13 protein-coding genes are annotated in these 21745 nt (G+C 72.7%); 9 read left to right on the top strand and 4 right to left on the bottom strand.

What is annotated here, in order from left to right; translation table 11 throughout:
* The first annotated feature begins 162 nt into the window (after window positions 1-162).
* On the top strand, window positions 163-4008 hold the full coding sequence (locus WMF24_RS42375) for a response regulator (RefSeq protein WP_437733158.1): 3846 nt from the start codon (window positions 163-165) through the stop codon (window positions 4006-4008).
* 16 nt (window positions 4009-4024) lie between these two features.
* On the opposite strand, the gene WMF24_RS42370 is transcribed toward WMF24_RS42375, so the two are convergent.
* A complete protein-coding gene (locus WMF24_RS42370) occupies window positions 4025-4711 on the bottom strand; it encodes a hypothetical protein (RefSeq protein ID WP_437733157.1) in 687 nt (228 codons plus the stop codon).
* Between the two features lie 419 nt (window positions 4712-5130).
* Between WMF24_RS42370 and WMF24_RS42365 the strand changes: the two genes are divergently transcribed.
* The 5 genes from WMF24_RS42365 (at window position 5131) to WMF24_RS42345 (ending at window position 10685) form a co-directional block, all read left to right on the top strand.
* Window positions 5131-6897 (top strand): DUF2169 domain-containing protein, encoded by a 1767-nt coding sequence (locus WMF24_RS42365; RefSeq protein WP_437733156.1) that lies wholly within the window; start codon window positions 5131-5133, stop codon window positions 6895-6897.
* A gap of 208 nt (window positions 6898-7105) precedes the next feature.
* Window positions 7106-7516 (top strand): hypothetical protein, encoded by a 411-nt coding sequence (locus WMF24_RS42360; RefSeq protein WP_437733155.1) that lies wholly within the window; start codon window positions 7106-7108, stop codon window positions 7514-7516.
* An 11-nt stretch (window positions 7517-7527) separates the two neighbouring features.
* A complete protein-coding gene (locus WMF24_RS42355; RefSeq protein ID WP_437733154.1) occupies window positions 7528-8508 on the top strand; it encodes a DUF2169 family type VI secretion system accessory protein in 981 nt (326 codons plus the stop codon).
* Between the two features lie 8 nt (window positions 8509-8516).
* The gene (locus WMF24_RS42350) at window positions 8517-9527 is read left to right on the top strand and encodes a hypothetical protein (RefSeq protein ID WP_437733153.1); all 1011 of its coding nucleotides are present in this window, start codon (window positions 8517-8519) and stop codon (window positions 9525-9527) included.
* A complete protein-coding gene (locus WMF24_RS42345) occupies window positions 9528-10685 on the top strand; it encodes a DUF2169 family type VI secretion system accessory protein (protein WP_437733152.1) in 1158 nt (385 codons plus the stop codon).
* A gap of 4 nt (window positions 10686-10689) precedes the next feature.
* Here WMF24_RS42345 and WMF24_RS42340 read toward each other — a convergent pair whose 3' ends face one another.
* Window positions 10690-11622, bottom strand: coding sequence for a hypothetical protein (locus WMF24_RS42340; RefSeq protein WP_437733151.1), 933 nt, complete (start codon window positions 11620-11622; stop codon window positions 10690-10692).
* Between the two features lie 9 nt (window positions 11623-11631).
* Entirely contained in the window at window positions 11632-13800 is a 2169-nt protein-coding gene (locus tag WMF24_RS42335; RefSeq protein ID WP_437733150.1) for a type VI secretion system Vgr family protein, read from the bottom strand.
* A 540-nt stretch (window positions 13801-14340) separates the two neighbouring features.
* Here WMF24_RS42335 and WMF24_RS42330 point away from each other — a divergent pair.
* Together WMF24_RS42330 and WMF24_RS42325 are read left to right on the top strand one after the other, a co-directional pair.
* Window positions 14341-16707 carry a sulfatase-like hydrolase/transferase gene (locus WMF24_RS42330; protein WP_437733149.1) on the top strand — a complete coding sequence of 789 codons (2367 nt, stop codon included), beginning with the start codon at window positions 14341-14343 and terminating at the stop codon, window positions 16705-16707.
* 459 nt (window positions 16708-17166) lie between these two features.
* Window positions 17167-17928 (top strand): hemerythrin domain-containing protein, encoded by a 762-nt coding sequence (locus WMF24_RS42325; protein ID WP_437733148.1) that lies wholly within the window; start codon window positions 17167-17169, stop codon window positions 17926-17928.
* A 38-nt stretch (window positions 17929-17966) separates the two neighbouring features.
* Here WMF24_RS42325 and WMF24_RS42320 read toward each other — a convergent pair whose 3' ends face one another.
* On the bottom strand, window positions 17967-18845 hold the full coding sequence (locus WMF24_RS42320; RefSeq protein WP_437733147.1) for an SOS response-associated peptidase: 879 nt from the start codon (window positions 18843-18845) through the stop codon (window positions 17967-17969).
* A gap of 61 nt (window positions 18846-18906) precedes the next feature.
* On the opposite strand from WMF24_RS42320, the gene acnA reads away from it, so the two are divergent.
* Window positions 18907-21660: an aconitate hydratase AcnA gene (gene acnA / locus WMF24_RS42315; protein ID WP_437733146.1), complete on the top strand. Its 2754-nt coding sequence runs from the start codon at window positions 18907-18909 to the stop codon at window positions 21658-21660.
* Window positions 21661-21745 lie beyond the last annotated feature (85 nt).

Genomic DNA, 21745 nt, shown 5'->3' with positions numbered 1-21745 from the left:
GACCGACCCGGGTTGAGGTGACCGACCCGGGTTGAGGTGACCGACCCGGGTTGAGGTGACCCGGCGGGGTGGGCGCCGTGGGCGTGGGTCCGATCGCCGAGAAGTTCGGGTGTCCGATCCTCCTGTGATACGGGACCGCCAATGGGCGTAGGATCGAGGGCGGTGGAGCACGCGGGACCGCGTAGCAATGCAGCGGGCGACGCTCGGCACGAGCGGCTGGGCGGGGCGCGGGCCGAGTTCGTGGCGAACCTGGGTCGCCGCGTGGCCGAGCTCCGCGCGATGGTCCGGCGTATCGAGGCAGACGACGATGCGCCGCGGCTGGTCGAGGACCTGAAGCGGCGTCTGCACTCCCTCGGCGCAGGAGCGCGCCTCCTGCGCTTCGCGCGGGTCGCCGAGCGGCTCGCCGAAGGGGAGTCGCAGCTCGTCGCCGCGAACGGCGCGCGGCTGACCAGCGAGGCGGCAGCGGCCCTGCGAAAGGTGCTCGAGGAGCTGCCCGCCCTCGCCTGGGGGCAGTCGGCCATCGGCGAGCAGGCGGCGGCGCCCCGCGAGCAGGCCGCCGCGAGCCAGCCGAGCGCGCGGAGCGCCGGACCCCAGCAGAGAGCCGCGGACGCAGGCAGCGCCAGGCCGCAGAGCGCGACCTGGATCGCGACCGTGAGCAACGGGCGCGCGCTCGCGCCCGAGCCGCCCGCGCCCGAGCCGCTCACGCTCGATGACGACGAGGCGTCGAGCGCTCGTTCCTCCGGCCTGCGCAGCGCCGAGCACGCCGCGCGCGCCGAGGCGCCGGAGACCGCGGCGCTCGAGGCGCCGATCACCGTGCTCGTCGTGGGCGCCGCCCCGCTCGCCGAGGCGCTCGATCCGGCCGACGCCGACGTCGGGCCGTCGTTCGAGGTGGAGCGCACCGACGATGTGGAGACGGCCATCGATCTCGCGCGCGCCTTCGCGCCGGACGTGGTCCTGCTCGACGCGGATCTGCCGGGAGCGCGCGGGCTCGCGGAGGCGCTCGCCGGCGACCCGCTGACCGAGCTGGTCCCCGTCGTGGCCGTCGGCCGCTTCGCGCGGCCGGAGGACGCGGCCCCCTTCGTGGCGCTCGGCGCCGCCCGCGCGCTCGCGAAGCCCGCGTCGCCCGACGCGCTCCGGCGCGCGGCCGTGGACGCGGCGGCGGCCTGCGTGCGCTCTGGCGACACGCGCGCCGCGCGCGGGCCGCTCGGGGCGGTGAGCCTCGACGCGCTCGGGGCGCGCCTGGCCGAGGAGCTCCGCCGGGGCCTCTGCGACGCCGCGGAGCCGAGGAGCCGCGGGGCGCAGGTGGATCTCGGCGACGGGGCCGAGGTGCTCGCGGCGCTGTGGGGCGCGGTGGCGCGCATCCGCGACCTCGTGACGATCCGCTCGCAGGGCGGCGTGCGGTTCTCGCCGAGCGGGCCGGAGGGCGCGCTGCCGCTCGCGCCGTGGATGAGCGCGCCGGGCGCTCCCGAGGGCGAGCGCGCCCGGCAGCACAGCGAGATCCGCGCGAGGGCGCCGTCGCGCGGGGGCGAGCCGAGCGCCGCGGCGCCGGCGCTCGGCGCCATGGACATCGTCGTCGCGGACGACGACCCGGCGGTGACGTGGTTCCTCGCCGGCGTGCTCCGGGCCGCGGGGGCGACCGTCCACGAGGCGCACGACGGCGCCCGGGCGCTCGACCTCGCGTACCAGACGACGCCGGAGCTCGTCGTGAGCGACGTGCTCATGCCGCGCCTCGACGGCTTCGCGCTCTGCCGCGCCCTCAAGCGCGACGTGGCGCTGCGCGACGTGCCCGTCATCCTGCTGTCCTGGAAGGAGGACCTGCTCCAGCGGCTCCGCGAGCTCGGCGCCCAGGCCGACGGCTACCTCCGCAAGGAGGCGAGCGCCGCGGCCTTCGTCCAGCGGGTGCACGAGGTCCTGCGGGGCCGGCGGCGCGTGGCCGAGCGCATCGCGACCGGCGGTGAGGTGCGCGGGCGCCTCGACGGCATGACGACGCGGACGCTGCTGTCGCTGTCGTGCGCGCACCGGCCCGACGCGCTCGTGTCCGTGCGCGACGCCGCGTTCCTGTACGAGGTGCTGATCAAGGACGGCCGCCCCGCGGGCGCGACGCGGACGGCGCAGGACGGGACGTTCCACCGCGGGCCCTCGGTGCTCGCGGCGCTGCTCGGCGTCGGCTCCGGCCGCTTCACGGTGGCGCCTGCGCCGGAGAGCGAGCTCGAGGCCCCGCCGCGGCCCGGGTTCGAGGGGACGCTCGCCGAGCAGCTCGTGCCCGCGATCGCCGCGGCCCGGGCCGCCCAGCGGCTGCTCCACGGGCCGCCGCTGATGCAGGTCGAGCGGGTGATCCTGGACATCGAGGGGATGGGCGCGACGGCGGACGCGACGCCCGAGCCGGCGCGGTCGCTCCTCAGGGCGCTCGCGCGGGGGGCCTCGCCGCGGTCGGTGATCACCTCGGGGGAGTTTGCCTCCAGCCTCGTCGAGGACGTGCTGAACGACGTCGCGGCGCGCGGCGGTGTGCGGCGTGTCATCGGCCGCGACGGGGACGACCTGCTCGCCCCCGCCGTGACGTACGAGGAGGAGACGCTCCGCGGCGTGCGGCGCGCCCCGGAGCGCGCCGCTCCGGCGGCGGCGCTGCTGCCGGAGCTCGCCGGCGATGCGGTCGCGTCGTCGCGCGGGTCGATCGAGCTCGGCGACGACCAGGTCACGGTGGTGCCCGGCTCGGTGGCGCCCATCTCGGGGGTGTCCGCGGCGCCCGGCTCGGCGGCGCCCGGCTCGGCGGTGCCGATCTCGGTGATGTCGGCGCCCGGCTCGGCGGTGCCGATCTCGGTGATGTCGGCGCCCGGCTCGGCGGTGCCGATCTCGGCGGCGTCGGCGCCCGGCTCGGCGGTGCCGATCTCGGCGGCGTCGGCGCCCGGCTCGGCGGTGCCGATCTCGGCGGCGTCGGCGCCCGGCTCGGCAGCGCCCCTCTCGGTGTCGCCCGGCTCGGCGGCGCTGGTCTCGGCGGCGTCGGCGCCCGCGTCGGCGGCGTCCATCCCCGTCGTGTCGGTCGACGGGGACGACGAGACCGTCGCGCTCGCCAGCGCGCGCAAGCCCGAGGCGAAGACGCTCGCCAGCGCCCGCGTCCCGCGCGAGTTCGGCGAGCTCCAGGGCGAGGTGCTCGGCGCACGCGTGACGTGGACCACGCCGGCCGAGGCCGCGGCCCTGGCGGGCGTGACGCCGGCCGTGCCGGGGGTCGCGCCGGCGCCGCGCCGGAGGGGCGCCACGACGCTGCCGCCCCTGGAGTACCCGAAGCCCGAGCAGCTCGTCACCCTGGGCTCGCTCCAGCCGCCGCCCGTCGTCGAGGCGCCGCCCGCGGCGCTCAAGGCGCCCGCCCCGGCGGTGCGGACCGCGGCGCCCGCCCCCGCGCCCGCGATCGACGAGTCGCCCACGCCGCGCCGGGTGCGCCGGCCGTCCGCCTACGTGCCGACCGCGCAGAACCCGCCGGCCCGCGACAACCGGATGACCATGTGGGTCCTCTTCGCGGTCGCGGCGTTCGTCTTCGCCGTGGGCGCTCGCCTGTCGCGCGACCACGAGCTGCAGGGCGCCGCGCCGTCCGCCCCGCCGCCGCCGTCCGCCGCCGACCCGGCGGCAGCCGCCCCGCCGGGCGCCGCGGCCCCGGCGGCCGTCGTGCCGGGCGCCGCGGCCGCGCCGGCCGTCGACGCGACGCAGGCGGGGGCTGTCGCGGCGCCGACCGGCGAGACGGCGGAGAGCCCCGTGCTCCCCGAGGATCTGCCGCTCCCCGCCGAGCACAAGGTGCCCGAGGGGCAGGGGATGCTCGAGGTGATCGCCGGATCGGGCGACACGCTCTATGTGGACGGGCGGAAGGTGGGCACCGGCAGCGTCAAGCTGCCGCTCGCCCCGAAGTCCGGCGTCTACGAGATCCGGGCGAAGCTCCGCGACGAGGAGCGCGTGCGCTTCGCGCTCGTCAAGGCCGGTCGCCTCACCCGGCTCCGCATCGCGCCGCCGTGGCGCCGCTGAGCGGCGACCCGGCGCGCTAGGCCGGCGGGCTCTCGACGGCGGGGGCGGCCTTGGTCCTCTTCGTCCCCTGCGAGCTCTTCTTGAAGAACCGCCCCGGCCAGTCCTTCGGCAACCTCCGCTCCTCCGCGCGCTGGATCAGCAGGCCGTAGCGCGTCCGCCGCGCGGCGTTGAGCTCATCGACGAACCGGACGATCTCGCGCACGCGCTGATCGGCGGTGGCCGCGACGGCGCGCTGCCGCTCATCGACCGCGGCGTCGCCCCGGGCGATGTCCGCCTCGAGCCTCGCGCCGAGCGCCTGGAGGGCGGCCTCGCCCTCGGTCTTCAGCGAGGCCGGCCAGGCGCGCACCACCTCGAGCTCGCTCTCCAGCCCGAGCCGGACGATCTCGTGGCGCGCCCTCTTGAAGTACCGCTTGCGCTGCGGCGCGTCCCGGTCGCGGAAGACCCGGAGCAGATCGTTATCGATCTCGTCGATGGTGTCGTCGAGCAGGTCGTCCTCGGCGTCGACGCCGGCCTGGGCGACGATCTCGGCGCGCCACGCGCTCCGCTGGCCGGCGTTCACCTGGGCCCAGCGCTCCACGAGCGCGCCGGCCTCGGGCGCGAGGTCGCTCGCGTTCCTGTCCTTGAGCAGCCGCGCCTCCTCGTAGACCAGGATGCTCCAGATATGGTCGAGGGAGTCGTCGTGATGGATGGTGTTGATGGCCATGGTGTCCCCTCTCTCGTGCTTCCTTCGAGCGCCGCCGGCGAAGGGCCGGCGAGCGCCGAGGAGCCCGGAGGATAAGAAGGGCGGGAGAGCTCGGCAATCGAGCGAGGCGCCGCCAGGGGCGATGTCGGCGGCCAAGCAAGCTTCTGACGCGGCGCCAGAGGCGATGTCGGCGGCCGAGCAAGCTTCTGACGCGGCGCCAGAGGCGACGTCGGCGGCCAAGCAAGCTTCTGACGCGGCGGCGGGAGCGATGTCGGTGGCCGCGCAAGCTTCCGACGGGGTGTCGGGGGCGGTGTCGGCGGCTGCGCGGGCATCCGGCGTGGTGGCGGGAGCGATGTCGGCAGCTGCGAGGGCTCCTCGAGGCCGCGCCGCGACGCCCGCCCGAGCTGACGGGAAAGGCCCTCCCGGGTATGTTCCCCTGGATGCAGATCGTGGCGCGCTGTCCGCTGAAGGCCGCCTCCCTCCTGTGGCATCCGCGGGCGGGGGCTACCGCGCTGACCCTCCTCTGCAAGGCGACCTTCGAGCTCCGGCCAGGTAGATCGCGGCTGGCCGCGGAGCATGATGCGCTGTCGACGCTCGACACCTATGCTGACGAAGCGCGCGCCGTCCTGATCACCGCGAGCGACATGTGCCCGTTCAAGCGGCGTGCGGACATCCTCTTTCACGGGCACGCGTGCGCCCCGAGCGGGCACCACGCTCCCGCGATCGTCGCAAGGCTCATCGTCGGCAAGCTCGACAAGTCGGTCGAGATCCATGCGGGCGGCGGCTGGATCGGGCAGCAGGGGTGGCCCGTGGCCAACCTCGGACCCCTGGCGCCGACCTCGCCCGTGCGCATGGCGCTGCTCGGGCGGCACGCGATGACATGGAATCATCAGACATGGCATACGCGGCCGCTGCCCGACGACTTCGACGGCGCGTTCTTCAATGTAGCGCCAGCGGACCAGCAGCTCCCGGAGCTCGCGGGCGATGAGATCATCGTGCTCGAGCATCTCTCGCGCGTCTACCCGCGGCTCGTGACGCGGCTCTCGAGGATCGTGCCGCGCGCGACCGTGCAGCGGGAGAACGCGGACGTGGAGCAGGTGCGGTTGCGCTGCGACACGTTGAGCATCGACGGCGACAGGGCCGTCGCGTCGCTGGTCTTTCGAGGGCTCGTGCCGCTCTCGCATCCAGGCGAGCCAGGGCTCGTCACCATCACGGCGGAAGCGGAGGAGGTCCCCGCCGAGGACGAGGGCGCCGACGCCCGCGCGAAGGACGCCCGATCGAGCAAGAACAAGCCAGGGACCATGGTCCTCACGGCCAGTCAGCTCGTCGGAGCGGTGAAGCCGGTGCTTCCGTTCGTCTCCGGTGCGCCTGCGCCGGGGATCGAGCGAGGGTCCACGGCACCGCTCGAGGATCCTGCCGTGATGTGCCGCATTGGCACGGGCACGGGTCCGCTGAGTCCGACGCTCAGCCGAGGCGCCCTGCCGTTCCATCCCTCATTCCCGGAAAAACCGGGCACGCCACCTGCTCCTCCCGGGTCGCTGGGCTCCGTCGCGGCGCTCGAGCTCGAGCCGGAACTCCCCCGGATGGGCGCCGCTGCGCCCGAGGCAGAGATCGAGCGCGAGGCGCCCATCGACATCCCTCCGCCGCCGATGTTCGGCCCGCTGCCGGTGCCGGCGAGACCTGCTCCGGGCGAGGCGGCCGCCAGCGTGCTCCCCGCGGCAGCCGCCGCGGGGAGCACGCCGGCCGTGGCGGAGGACAGGGAGGCTTCTGCGCCGGAGCCGCCACCGTTCGAGCTGTCGATCGAGCAGGTCGCCGCGATAGCGGCGGAGATCGCCGAGCGCAGGCAGGACCAAGCCGTGGTGTTGGACGCGCACGGACTGCATGAGCCCGGGTGGAGCGAGAACCAGCGGCGCTGGACAGCGGCGATCGAGGAGCAGGCGTCGCGCGGATCGCACGCGCTGCGAGCGGCGTACGACGCGGCGTACGTGGCCCAGGTGGAGCAGTTCCGAGGAGCGATCACCCCGGAGGAGTACGCGAGGATCCTCCTCGCGCTCGATCGACGGCGCACGGACGAGACGCTGGATGCGCTCAAAATCCAGCGTCCCGCGTTGATGCCGATCGTCCGGCTGTGGACGAGGGCGCTGGCCAGGGACGCGGCGCTCGCGGACGCGGTCACGGACGCGTTGCGAGCGGCGCAGCGCGCCTAGGAGCAGGCGTCATCGACGTGCGACGGACCACGAGGGGCCGGAAGTGCCACATCGAGGAACGGGTCGTGCCCGCTCGTGCCCTGAGCGACGGCGCTGCGAGCGTTGCGAACGCCGGCTCCACGGCGAGGAACTGTGCTAGAGACGCACGAGCGTCGTCGCCGGCGTGCCGCGCCGGCGCGGCGGTCGAGCTCTCAAGGGGGATATCCTGATGGATGCAGTCAGGCCTGACGAGCCTACACGTGAGATCGTCGAGCTCACGGGGCGGCAGCGGCTGGTCGTCGTGCGACAACCGGACGGCGACGTCGTCCGGTTCCTCAGCCCGAGCGGCGCGGTCACCCTGTCCGTCTCTCTCACGGAGAACGGACCGGTGCTGCGCTTCGAGGGGGCGTCGCTGGTCCTGCAGGCGGCCGGCAGCCTCGCGATCGAAGCAGAGCAGCTGCAGCTCCATGGGCGCGCCGGCGTCTCGCTCAGCACGGACGGGGACCTGACCTTGCAGGCAGCCGGAGATCTCCACAGCGAGGCGCGCATCCAGAACGTCACTGCCACCCTCGGCGACGTCAACGTGCGCGCCAACGACGACGTCAAGCTGTCCGGAGAGCGCGTCCGGGTGAACTGCTAGCGCGACGCGAGATGGAACTCGTCAACCACGCGGGCTTTCCGGCCGGCATCTTCCGGACCGTCATCGACGAAGACCGGATCGCGGCGTCGGTCCTGGCCCGGATCACGTTCGATTGGAGGGGAGGCGCGCTCACGCCCAGCGAGGAGCAAAGCTGGAGCGTCTCGGGCCCACCCTGGGAGTCTCCGTATGGGCCGATGGACAGCGACGAGGTCTTCTACAAGGGCGGCGTCGATGTCTTTCTCTTCGGGCACGCGCGGGCGCCGGGCGGTCGGAAGGTCTCCCAGATGGAGGTGAAGATCGCCGTCGGAGACTGGAGCCGCACCATCCTCGCGATCGGCGACCGGGTGTGGCGGCGGAGCGGCGACCAGCTCAGGCCCAGCGCCCCGATGCCGTTTCTCGAGATGCCCCTCACGCTGGCGCACGCGTTCGGCGGCAAGGACGAGTGGGATGGATTGAGCGTCGAATACCCCGAAAACGAACAAGGGAAGGGGTATTACCTGGAGGAAGATCACGCCGAAGGGGGGCCGCTCCCGAACCTCGAGGAGCCGGACGCGCTCATCGCGGCGTGGACCGATCGACCCGAGCCCGTCGGCCTGGGCGCGTGCCCGATCACGTCCGGCCAGCGCCTCCGCAACGGGCTGGGGTTCGACGACCAAGGAAGGATCACGGAGCTGCGTCCGACGCTCTTCAACGCGGCCTTTCCGAGCATGATCCTCCCCGGCGCGCGTCCCGGCGACCCCGTGCGGGTCGACGGCGTGCTCGTCGAGGGGCCGCTCGCGTTCCAGATCCCCGACGCAGCGCCGCGCGTCCGCCTCACCTTCGGCGACGAGGTCATCGAGCGGCCGCTCGCGATCGATCAGATCGGCATCGAGGCGGATCGGTATCGGGTCTTCATCGCGTATCGCTACCCGTTCCGGTACGTCATCCATCCGCTGCAGCGCCGTCGTTGCGAGCTCTTCGGACACCCGTCCACCATGACCGCGAAGGGATAGGCGAGCCGATGCAGTTCAACGTCCTCAAGCACTACCACCCGATGATCGCCATCCCGTGGTTGGAGATGCATCAGGCGGTCTTCCCCCCCGTGATGGCCCCGGTCCCGAAGGTCCCTCACGTCGCCGCGGCGGTCCTGTGCTGGGGCCCGTGGGGCATCCTGACGGGGAAGCGAAACGACAACGAGGTCAGCGCTTCCGGGGGGATGATGATGAGCCAAGGCACCGACATCGGTCCCCTGATCCCTCACTACAACCTCACCCCGCCCGCACCGCCCAATTCGCTCCTCGTGGTCATCATCCCGACGAGCGGCTCGAAATCCCATTTCGGCGCGCATGGCCATGTTGCCCCCCAAGGACCCATTGCGTTCGCTTGCCTGAAGGTGCTCAACCTCAACCTCAACTGTGCCGGGCCTGCCTGGCCTCCGCTGCCTTCTGGCGTCGTTCCCGCCTTCAACACGCACACCGTGGGCGTCACGGTCGGTGATCTCGTCGCGGGCGCGCTCCACATGGGCGTGGACCTCCTGCTCCAGTTCGGCCTGAACCGGTTGTTCTCCCGCCCCGCCATCGGCAATTTCTTCGAGAACGTTGCGGAGAGAGCGCTCGGGCCGGGGCTGAGGGCGCTCGGCTACGGAAACGTGCAGGCGCTCATCGAGTACGGGATCCCGGGGCTCGGCCGACTGGGAAGGTACGTCGGCTCGGCGGCCGAAGAGTTTCTGTTCAACCTGCCAGGGAGCCTCGTCGCCGTGGGCATCGGCAGCCCGGTCGGGTACTCGCCTCAACGGTCGCCTGTCGGAGGGTGGTTTGGGGGGAAAGTGGATGCGGGACACAGCGCCGTTCAGCAGGCGGTGGACAACTACTTCAATTCGCCGGCCGTGGAGCAGCATCCGTCTCAAGGGCCGGCCTCTGCTCAGCCGCCAGGCCCCGCGCAGGCGCCGCTCAATCCATCGCCATCCGAGCCGGGGGACTACCCCACTCCAGGTGACCCGACCATGCCGGACGACGGCACCAGGACCGCATAGATGGAGATCGTGACCGCGCCGTCACCCGTGGTGTGCCAGATGTCGGGCACCGATCCCGAAGGACGCAACATCCTCGCCGTGCGCTTCAAGGTGACGTACACCCTGACGAGCGAGGGGCGCGTCCATCGGGCCCGAGAGCAGGCTCCTCTGACGCTGCCGGTCCTGAATGACCCGGAGAACAAGCGCCTGCTCGCCGCCGATACTGACCTGTACCCGCACAAGCTCGCCACCGACGTCGTCCTCAAGGGACACGCGTACGCCTACGAGGATCCCCGGTCGTTCGATGTCTCGCTCGGCGTCGAAGGCCTCCGCAAGACGATCCGTGTCGTCGGGGACCGGCGATGCACGCTGAGCAGCACCGGCCAGATCCTCTTCTCCCCACCTGAGCCGGTGACCCGGGTCCCGCTGCGGTACGATCGTGCCTATGGGGGACAGGACAGGGCGGCGATGGCAAGGTACGGTAACCCTTTTGACGAGCTGCGACCCTTCCTGGCGCGCGAGCTCGCCGCCCTGGAGCCGAGCCCCTACGACTACCCGAGGAACCCGGCGGGCCGAGGCTATCTGATCGAGCCGACCCCCGCCGCGATCGAGCAGCTGGAGCTCCCCAACCTGGAAGACCCGCTCGATCTGCTCACGCCGGAGCGTCTGGTGTGCGGACACATCGATCACTGGCCGAGCATGCCGCTGCCCCAGGCGATGGAGTGGGTCGGCCTTGGGTGGTTTCCGAGGCTCGCCTACTTCGGTATCGTCCCGGAGCACAAGCCGCTTGCCGGGTTCGTCGCCGAGGCAGCTCGCGGTTACGCGCCCGCGGACATCCTCCAGGAGAAGCCGATAGCCGAGAAGTTCGATTTTCGTTGCGCCAGCGGAGCCTCGTTGGGCCTCCAGCTCCCGTACCTGACGGGAGGAGAACAGATCGAGCTCATGAACCTCCATCCGAGGCGCCCTCGGTTCCTGTTTCGCCTTCCCACGGAACGCCCGAAGATCTGGACCGATGGCCGGAAAGGCAAGCTCAACGAGACCGAGCCGGTCATTCACACGCTGCTCATCGAGCCGGATGAGGGGAGGGTCTCGGTTCTGTGGAGAGGCTCGGCGCCCGCCCTTCGCCCGTACCTGCCTGACGAGCTCGAGAAGATGCCCCTTCGCGTCGAGATCCCATAGCCTGTCACAACGTGGGCAGACCGAGGGCCTTCGCGAGGGCGATCCGTGCGCGCTCGTGCTCCTTCTCACCCCGGCGTAGCTCGGGGATGACCGGCAGCGCTGCGCCCGTCGCGGTCCGCAGGACGAGACGTCTGCCCCTCGGCGGAGCCTGACCGCGCGGGGTGTACCAATTCGGCGCGGGTCTCTGTTCGATCTCGACCTCGGTGACGTCGGGCGGTACCACGAGCTCGTGCACGCGCAGCGGAATGCCGAGGACCGTTCGCGTCACGCGCAACCGCAAGCGCTCGCGCGGGCTGTCTTGAGCTTGGACCCGATATGCGCCCGTCGGGAGCGCGGCGGCGCTCGTCCCGGGCTGCTCGCGCGGGTCGTCGCGAACCTCGATGCGATATCCCCCCAGATCGCGACAGCCGTGGACGACGATGGTTATCGTGAGACCCATCGCTAGACCCCCCCACAACGCGATCCATGCTACTTCCCAGTACGAAGGGAGCACCTCGATCAGCAGGGTGGAGCCATCCTGGCCTTGCAGGAACCGCTGGATTCGCTCGGTGTTGAGCCGCGCTTGCTCGACCGTCGTGCTGCCGAAGCCCGTCTCGTGCCCGTGCACGTCCACGAGCACGGTCTTCCCACCGACGACGCCCGGGCCCTTCGTGGCGTGCACGTCACGGTATCTCACCGCACGCACGGCGCCTGCATCGAAGCGCTCGCTGCGCGCGGGCAGCAGGGGGGAGATCCACCGCCTCTCGCACGTCGCCACCTCGCCTGGCGGACGCACGCACTGGAGCGTCTCGGTTCGAGACTCGTAGACGGCGTCCCCGAGCATAGGGAACGCCAACAGCGCGAAGATCAGTGCCAGGGGCACGAACCGGAAGCGCCCCTCGAACGGCCCGTAATGGATCTTGGCCACAAGCTCGCCAGCTCGGGTCTTCATGGTCATCGAAGACCCTCAGTTGACCTTCACGACGTCGCCGGTGATGGTGACCGAGCCCCCCGAGATCTTGATGAGCGGACCGCTCACCTCGACCCCCCCTCCGTTGATCTTGATCTCGGCGCCACCGGCCGAGAGCAAGATCTCACTCGCGTTGATCTTGACGCTCGTCCCGTTCAGCTCGAACGTCGGCGTGTCGATCGTCGCCGCGCTGCTGGCGCTCACCGCCAGGTTCGCCGACTTCAACGACTGCTTGCCGCCCGCGCCGATCTCCTGCTCCGGCGCGGTGATCTTCTGGCTCGCCGCGGAGTTGAGCGCCTGAGCCCCCGTCGCGTCCACCGTCTGGCTGCCGCCGACCTTCACCGTCTGGTTCGCGCCGACGGTGACCGACTCGCTCCCGGCCACGACCTCCGAGTTGTCCCCGCCGACCGTCGTGCGACGGTTCGACCCGGTGCTCTCGCTGCGGTTCGTGCCGACCTTGGAGTCGCTGTTGTTGTCGACCTTCTCGCTCCTGTCATTGCCCGCGTGGGAGTTCCAGTTGTACGGCGTGTGCATCTTGATCTGCTCCTTGCCCGCCGTGTCGTCGAACGTGAGCTCGTTGAAGTCCCCTGTCGCCGGGCTCGACATGGTCTTGAAGGTGCTCACCGTCTTCGCCCCGCCCGGCGGCTTGTTCCTGCCGTTGTAGACTCGCCCCACGACGATCGGCCGATCGGGGTCGCCCTCGTCGAAATCGACGATCACCTCCGCGCCCACGCGCGGGTGCCAGACGCCGCCCTCCCCGGCGCCGGCGAAAACCTGGCTGACGCGGACCCAGCAGGACGTCGGCTCCACGGCGTGACGATCCGCCTCGGTGTCCCAGTGAAATTTCACCCGCACGCACCCGATTTCCGCCCCAGGAGGGCCGCCGACGTGGATCTCGGCGCCGTGGGTGTCGGGCTCGGCGGTGACGAAGGCTGTCTGGGTGCCATGAATGCCAGGCTTGGGGGTGACGCGGGCCGGGCGGAAGCGGGACTCGGCGACGGCGCCCTCCTTGCCGCGACGGGCGCACTCGAACGTGGCAGCATACGGCCCGTCGAGCGCGGCGTTCTGCGGCAGGGCAGAGCGCGCGGAGGGCGCCAGGACGCCCTCCTGGCGGGCGCGAACGTCGAGCTGGGTCACGAGGTACTCCCCCGCATGGCGAGGTTTGAGGCTCTCCAGAGCAAAGATGGATCCGGCCGCGAGGACGCGGCAAGGGCCCTCTCCGACAGCGTAGCTGGCCTCGACACCGAGGCGATCCAGGCGGGCGGCAGCGAGGGGGCGGCCCTGCTCGGGGGTGTCAGGGTAACGGCCGGGATAGGCGTGGTCGACGAGCTCGGCTACGCCAGGGCCGGCGGGAGCAGCGACGGCCATGTCGAGGGCGGGGTTCTTCCAGTTGTAGTCGGTGAGCGAGACCTTGCGGGGGCGGAGGCGGGCGCCGAGCTTCATGCGGGTGACGGCGCGGCCGGCGATGTTGGGGCCGAGGGGGGTGAACGGCTCGAGGCGGGCGCGACCCGCGTCGGAGTCGGAGAGGACCAGGAGGCACACGCCATCGCCGTGCTCGAAGTGGTACGAGATACCCTCCTCTTCGAGCAGGCGCGCGACGAAGGCGAGATCGCTCTCGTTGTACTGGACGCAGTAGGTGCGGGCCGCGACCTGATCGATGCGCGAGGTGTCGGCGACACGCCAGGCAAAGATCTCGCGGGCCGGGCTGAAGGCGCGCTCGACGTCGGCGGCGGGTGCGGTGGCGCCGTCGTTACGGCGGAGCTGCGGGTCGCCCTGGAGGACAGCGTCGATGATCTGCCGGGTGGTCTTCTCGAGGAAGATGCGGCAGCGCGTGCGGTACGCGGCGCGTGCGAGCGGGGGGACGAGGACGACGCGGTAGAGCGTGCCGTCCTGGACCGCGCCGAGCTCCTCGGCCTCCGCGACGATGCCGTGGACGAGGCGGACGGAGGGCTCGGCGCCCGTGACGATGCGCAAGGTGGCCCGCGCCTGGATGAGCTCCTCGGGATCGACGTCGGGCGCCGGCTCGCGCGCGAAGAGGATGATCTCATAGCGGTAGGGGCGCGAGATGGCCTCGGTGCCGTGGAGCTCGACGACCTGGAGGTGAGCCCAGGGGCCGACCGCCTCCAGGGCACCTTCCCATGCGAACGCGAAATCGGCTTCGTTCATCGTCTCCTCGCTCGTCGCCCGTTCAGGCGGCGCGCCTCGCGGCGGGGTGTGCGGCCGCACCTCGCGAGGAGGACGATACACGTCCTCCTCCGCAGCGTCTCGGGTGCAGCACGGGATCCAAGGTTGCTTGTCGCGCGGGGTGGGGGATGGGCCGATGCCGACGGGGGCATCAATGGACTGGCGATGGTCCCGCGGAGACGGTGCTTGTCGCGCGGGGTGCGGATGGGCCCATCTCTGAGCTTCTTTCGAGCCCAGTAGCCCTCTCGCCTCCGGCCCTGCCGGAGACGAGAGCCCAGGTCGGTTCGGCGGGGCCCGACCCCGCGCGACGAACGGCCTCTCCGCGGCCCGGGCGGCTCGGCGAGACCTCCGGTGCCCGGTGCGACCAGGCATGTACCTGGGCGGCGTGGTACCAGACGCCCAGCCTCCGCGTGAGCCGTACCTGGACCCGGCAGGGGTCCACCATCGGCCGCGTGAGCGTCACAACGGGCGGCCCGACGACACCGGCCGCCCAGGACGCGCGCTCGTGGTACAGCACGCCCCGTGCGCGCCCGAGTCCCCACGCTGTCCCCCCGCTCCGCCGCGCCTCGCCGCGCCGTGGCTCGCTCCGCCGCGTCGGGCCCCGCCGCGCCCGGCCGCGCCCCGCTCGCGCTCGCCTCCCTCGCCGCCGCGCTCCTCGCCGGCTGCAACGGGTGCGGCACCTCGCCCCGCGAGCTGCCGGCGGGCGCGGCCGACCCGTCGGCGAGCCCGGAAGCGCCGCCGCTGCCCCCGGCGCGCGAGCTCGTGCACCTCGTCGACGAGCTGCCGATCTGCGACCTCGAGCACCGCGGGCTCCTGTTCGATACCGGCGCGGGCGCGCTCCTCGGGCGCTTCGCCTGGCAAGGGACCGCGCCCGCCGGCATCCGCGCCGTCGAGCACGACGGCTCCACCTGGGCGCGCATCTCCGAGCGGCAGATCAAGCTCACGTTCGTCCTGCCGTCCGCGAGCCCGATCTTCGTGTCCGCCCGCGCGGTCGGCCTCGCGTCCAGGTACGCCACCGTCTCCCTCGACGACCAGCCCCTCGGGACGCTCCGCTTCCAGCGCGACCAGATCCGCATCGCCTCGACCCCGACCACCTCGCTCCCCGCCGACCCCGGCCTGCACACCCTCACGGTCCGGTTCTCCGGCCGGCTCCGCGAGGGGGAGTCGTTCGCCGACCTCGACTGGATCCGCGTCGGCATCCCCGACGAGGACCCGTCCACCTACGGCCCCCCGACCCTCCGCGACGTCGTCTCGCCCGCCGCCGCGCTGTCCGGCGTCCCGCACCGGTCCATCGCGCTGCGCGCCCCGGGCGCCGTCCGCTGCGCCTTCCGTCCCTCCAGCGCGACCCGCCTCCGCACCGCCGTCGGCGTGCTGGGCTCCGGCGAAGGGGACGCCGAGATCCGCGTCCTGCGCGACGGGCAGGAGCCCATGGTGCTCCACCGCGTCCACGTCGAGGGCGGCGACAAGGCAACCTGGACCGACGTGGAGCTGCCCCTCGCGCCGTTCGCGGGCTCCCTCATCTCCCTCGAGCTGCGCGCCGCCGCCGCGGCCCGCGGCGCGCGCATCCTCTTCGGCGACCCCGTCCTCGCCGGAGCGCCGGAGCCGCCGCCCTCGGTGCCCCCGGCGCGCGCCGTCGTCATCGTCGCCCTGAACGGGGTCGAGCGGCCCGATCTGCCCCCGTGGAGCGGCCGCCCCCAGCCGACCCTCGCGACGCTCTCCGATCTCGCCGCGTCCGCGACGACGTTCGATCACCACCGGGCGCCGAGCACGGTCGTCTCCGCCGTCGCCGCGTCGCTGCTCACCGGCTTGCCGCCGTCGGCGCACACCGTCACCGACACCGGGGCCCGCCTCCCCGCCCGCATGACGACCATCGGCGCCATCGCGAGCGACAGCAGCGTCCGGACGGGGTTCTTCACCGGCGTCCCCACCACCTTCCGGGCGTTCGGCTTCGGGCCCGGCTGGTCCCGCGTCCTCGAGCACCCCCCGACGAGCGGCGAGACCGCCACGACCCCGATCGACGCCGCCGCCGCCTGGATCAGCGAGACCGTCCGCCAGGACGCCGGGAACCGCCTGCTCGCGTTCGTCCACGCGCGCGGCGGCCACCCGCCCTGGGAGGTAAGCCCGAAGGAGCTGAACGCCCTCAAGCCCGCCGACTACGCCGGCCCGATCGAGCCGCGCCGCGCCGCCCAGGTGCTCGCCAGGCTGCGGAACCGGCGCCGCGACGTCCTCAGCCCGGACGACAGGGACCGCATCCGCGACCTCTTCACCATCGCGCTCGCCGGCCAGGACCGCGCCCTGGGCAACCTCATCGGGACCCTCAAGACCGCCGGCCTGTGGGACGAGACCCTCTTCATCGTGACCGGCGACCTCGCCAGCGGCCGCTCCGACACCGCGCTCTACGCCGAGGGCCTCGACCTCCAGGAGCCGGCCCTGACGCTCCCCCTTTATGTCCACTTTCCCGGCGACCTTTACGCCGGCCAGCGCGTCTCTGCCCCGACCGAGATCATCGACATCGCGCGCACCGCGGTCGCCGCCCTCGGCCTCTCGTTCGCCCGCAAACCGCTCGGGAAGGATCTGGCGGCCGTCGCCTCGGGCCTGGAGGGCATCGAGCGCGACCCCCAGATCGCCGCCCTCGGCGATCGTTACTCCACGCGTTGGGGCAACCTCGTGCTTTCGGGGCGACTCGGCGTTCCCCCCTTTCTCTGCGACCTCAACGTGGACCCGACCTGCGCCTTCAACCGCCGCGACGTGATGCCGCTCGCCACCATGGCCCTCTTCCGCCGCACCGTCACGTTCGACCTGTCCGTGCGCGCGCCCGCGGCGCAGCGGGAGCCCGCCACGATCGACGCGGAGACGGCGGCCGTGCTCAACGTCTGGGGCGCGCAATGAGGGCCCGGGGCGCGCAATGAGGGCCCGGGGCGCGCAATGAGGCCCGCGCGGCGCGCGCCCGCGGGCGGACGACGCTCGCAGGTGAGAGCCCGCTGACGGCGCCCGGGCGGCGCGCCGGCGCCCGGCGCGAGCGAGGGCGTCCGCGACATCGCGCAGGCCGCGCGAGCGCGCGATGCCGCAACGTCATCATGCCCCGCAGCGAGGCATCATGCCCCGCAGCGCGCTCGCCGCGGCCGCGCCGCGCGCGCGTCGAGCGACGTACGCCCGCGCCCGCGCGTACGCGTGGCGCGCCCGCGCTCCGCGCCCCTGCGCGCCGCCGTGCGCGTGGAGCGCGCGCATCCCGCGCACGCCGGCGCGCGCGGGGCGCCTGGCATGCTTCGCGCAAACGCACACCGCCGACAGCCGCACAGGGCAAAGCGCCGCGACGGCGCGTCATCTTTCCGTGAGAGGAGTCCCCGCATGAAGGCGACCGACCTTTTGAAGGAGCAGCACCAGGAAGTCGACGAGCTCTTCGAGCGCATGTCGCAGGCCGGCGACGACGAGATCGACGCGCTCCGCGACGAGCTGGTGGCGAAGCTCGTGAGCCACACGGCCATCGAGGAGGAGATCCTCTACCCCGAGTCCCGGGAGGTGCTCGGCGCCTCCCCCCTGATCCCGACCTCGTACGAGGAGCACTCCCTGGTCAGCATCATGTTGCAGAAATTGCTCAGCACCGAGCCGGGTGACGAAAGCTTTCACGCCAGGCTGGGCGTGCTCAAGGAGCTCGTGCAGCACCACGTCCAGGAGGAGGAGCAGGAGCTCTTCCCCAAGCTCGAGAGCGCCATGGGCGCCGAGCGCCTGGAGCAGCTCGGCGACCGCCTGGAGGCGCGCTTCACCCAGGTGCGCGAGGGAAACGTCGAGGCGCTCCTGACACAGAGCGTCGCGAAGAGCATGCCCGCCGCCGCCACCAAGGGCCGCCGCACCCGGGCGGCGAAGCCGGCGGCGCGCAAGGCGGCGGCCAAGCGTCCGCCCGCGAAGCGCGCGTCGACGCAGCGCGCCGAGCCGGCGCGGGGCGCCCAGAAGGGCCGCCGCGGCGCCGCGGCCACGACCGGGCGGAAGAAGGCCGAGACGGCGCCGTCGAAGACCGGGCGGGCCGCGCCCGCGCGCAAGCCGAGCCGGCCGGCGAAGACGACCCGCACGGGCCGCAAGGGCGGTCGCTCGAGCAGCGCGTCCCCGCGGTGACGCCGGCGCGCGCGGGCGTCACCGCGCGCGAGCGCACGTCAGCGGCGCGAGGTCCGTCCGGAGGGGACGGCGGGCCCCGCGCCGCCCTCCAGATCGAACAGCGGAAGCGTGCCGCCGGCCTTCGGGGCGGCCTTTGCGCCGCCGGCCCTGGGTTCGGCGGCCTTCGAGGCAGCCGCCTTCGGGGCGGCGGCCTCCGCCGCGAGCTCGTCCAGGAGGGCAGGGTCGTCGTGGGCGACCGAGTTGACCCGCGGCGAGACGGGGCGCGCGTCGAGCGTGCCGGGGGGCGCCGGCCGGAGCAGCGCCTCGGCCCGCCCCGCGTCCGCGCCGCCCGCGACGCCGAGCCAGAGGTCCACGTCGTCGGGGCCGAGCAGGACCGGCATGCGGTCGTGGACCGCCGCGACGTCGGCGCTCGCCTCGGTGGTCAGGATCGTGAAGCGGAGGTCGACGTCCCCCGTGTCGGGGTCCTTCGCCGGCTGGCAGAGCCCCGCCATGCGGAGCAGCCCGCCGCCGGCCGGGTGGAACCACGTCGGCCGCCGCGCGCCCTTCGGCCCTGTCCACTCGTAGAAGCCGTCCGCCGGCACGACGCAGCGGCGCGCCGCGAACGCCTCGCGGAACGTCGGCTTCGTCCGCGCGCCGTCGGCCCGCGCGTTGGCGAGGAGCGTCGGCCCCGCGCCACCCCTGGCGAAGCGCCCGAGGAAGCCCCAGGTCGCGGGCACGAGCGCGCGGTGGCCGTCCTGCGCGCGAAGCACGGGGTGGACGGTCGAAGGGGCGATGTTGTAGCGGGGCCGGTAGCGGGCGGCCGCCCTCGGGTCGGCGTCGATCGCGCGGGCGGGGCCGCCGCCCGCGCCGAGGGACGCCTCGAGCATCGCGACCAGGGCGGAGAAGTCCGGAACGGCGAGGGTAAAGCGCGCGCACATAACACTAGATTAGCGCCTTCGGCGCGCCTACAAGGGCGCTCCGGACGTTGGAGGAGGCCGCATGGTGGACAGCTTTGGCACGAAGAGCACGCTGACGGTTCAAGCCGATACATACACCTACTACAAGCTCACCTCGCTGGCGCAAGGCGGCGCTTCGCTCGACAAGCTCCCGTTCTCGCTCCGCATCCTCCTGGAGAACCTCCTCCGCCACGAGGACGGCCGCGTCGTGCGCAAGGACCACGTGGAGGCCGTCCTCAACTGGGACCCGAAGGCCCGCCCCGCGCAGGAGATCGCCTTCCACCCCGCGCGCGTGCTGCTCCAGGACTTCACGGGCGTCCCGGCCGTCGTCGACCTCGCGGCCATGCGCGAGGCGCTCGCCAAGCTCGGCGGCGACTCGCTCAAGATCAACCCGCTCCAGCCCGTCGACCTCGTGATCGACCACTCGGTCCAGGTCGACCGGTTCGCGTCCTCGACGGCCCTGAAGGTGAACGCGGCGCTCGAGTTCGAGCGGAACCAGGAGCGCTACGCCTTCCTCCGCTGGGGAGCGCAGGCGTTCACGAACTTCCGCGTGGTTCCGCCCGATCAGGGCATCTGCCACCAGATCAACCTGGAGTACCTCGCGGGCGCCGTCATGCGGCAGGGCGCGCTCGTCTACCCGGACACGCTCGTCGGCACCGACTCGCACACGACGATGATCAACGGGCTCGGCGTCGTCGGCTGGGGCGTCGGCGGCATCGAGGCCGAGGCGGCGATGCTCGGCCAGCCGCTCTCGATGCTCATCCCCGAGGTCGTCGGCTTCAAGCTCCACGGCAGCCTGCCCGAGGGCGCCACCGCGACCGATCTCGTCCTCACGGTCACCCAGATGCTGCGGCAGAAGAAGGTGGTCGGGAAGTTCGTGGAGTTCTACGGCCCCGGCCTGAGCGCGCTCTCGCTCCCGGACCGCGCCACGATCGCCAACATGGCGCCCGAGTACGGCGCGACCATCGGCTTCTTCCCCGTCGACGACGAGACGATCGCCTACCTGCGCTTCACCGGCCGGCCCGCGCCGCTCGTCGCGCTCGTCGAGGCCTACTACAAGGAGCAGGGGCTGTTCCGCACGGACAGCACCCCGGACCCGGTCTTCAGCGACACGCTGTCGCTCGACCTCGGCGACGTCGAGCCGTCGATCGCCGGCCCGAAGCGGCCGCAGGACCGCGTCCGCCTCCGCGACGCGAAGCGCGCCTTCCGCACCTCGCTCCAGGGCATGCTCGAGAAGGAGTTCACCGCCGCCGACCCGGCCGCGGTGAAGGCGTTCGTCGAGGAGGAGACCGGCACGACCGCCGCGCGCGCCCCCGCGCTCGAGAAGGTCATGCGCCCGGCGGAGATCACCGAGGGCGACACGCGCTACACGCTGCGCCACGGCTCGGTCGTGATCGCCGCCATCACGTCCTGCACGAACACGTCGAACCCGGCGGTCATGCTGGGCGCGGGGCTCCTCGCGAAGAAGGCCGTCGAGCGCGGGCTCACGGTGAAGCCGTGGGTGAAGACCTCGCTCGCCCCCGGGTCCAAGGTGGTCTCGGACTACCTGAAGCAGGCGGGGCTATTGCCGTACCTCGAGGCGCTCGGCTTCCACCTCGTGGGCTACGGGTGCACGACGTGCATCGGCAACTCCGGGCCGCTGCCGGACGTGATCGGCGACACGGTCCGCCACAACGACCTCGTCGTGGCGAGCGTCCTGTCGGGCAACCGCAACTTCGAGGGCCGCATCAACCAGCACGTGCGGATGAACTTCCTCGCCTCGCCGCCGCTCGTCGTGGCCTACGCGCTGCGCGGCGACGTCGACGCCGACCTCTTCAAGGAGCCGGTCGGCACGGATCGCAACGGCGAGCCGGTGTACCTCAAGGACATCTGGCCGAGCTCGGCCGAGGTCAACGAGGCCATCCGGACGGCGGTGCGTCCCGAGCAGTTCCAGGCGCAGTACGAGAACGTGTTCGCCGGCGACGAGGAGTGGCAGAAGCTGTCGGTCCCGGGCGGCCAGACGTTCGTGTGGGACGAGGCCTCGACGTACGTGCGCAGGCCGCCGTTCTTCGAGGGGCTGTCGAAGGACCCGGCGCCGCTCGGCGACATCCGCGGCGCGCGCGTGCTCGCGCTGCTCGGGGACTCGGTGACGACCGACCACATCTCCCCGGCCGGCAACATCGCCAAGAACAGCCCTGCCGCGAAGTACCTGATCGAGCACGGCGTCGCGCCCGCCGACTTCAACTCGTACGGCGCCCGCCGCGGCAACCACGAGGTGATGATGCGCGGGACGTTCGCGAACATCCGCCTGAAGAACCTGCTGCGCCCGGGCGAGGAGGGCGGCATCACCGTGCACCTGCCCGACGGCGAGAAGACGACGATCTACGACGCGGCCATGCGGTACAAGGAGGAGAACGTGCCGCTGGTCGTGATCGCCGGCGCCGAGTACGGCACCGGGTCGTCGCGCGACTGGGCGGCCAAGGGGACGAAGCTGCTCGGCGTGCGCGCGGTCATCGCGAAGAGCTTCGAGCGCATCCACCGGTCGAACCTGGTCGGCATGGGCGTGCTCCCGCTCGAGTTCGCGCCGGGCGAGGACGCGTCGACGCTCGGGCTCACCGGGCGCGAGGTGTTCGAGATCGGCGGCATCGCGGACAACCTCACGCCGGGCAAGAAGCTGAAGGTGGTCGCGACCGGCGAGGGCGGGAAGACGACGACGTTCACCGTCACCGCGCGCATCGATACGCCGAACGAGGTCGACTACTACCAGCACGGCGGCATCCTCCAGTTCGTGCTGCGCAGCCTGGGCGCCTCGGCCTAGCGCCCGCTCGCACCGCCGCTCCCCGCCGCCTGGACCGGCGGGGAGCGGGCCCCGCCGGAATGCGGAGCGGCGCGTCGCGGCTGCT

The organism is Sorangium sp. So ce1335, from assembly GCF_051521615.1.
Classification (GTDB): domain Bacteria; phylum Myxococcota_A; class Polyangia; order Polyangiales; family Polyangiaceae; genus Sorangium.
Note: the sequence above shows the minus strand (reverse complement) of the source record. Positions and strands in the feature narration are given on the sequence as shown.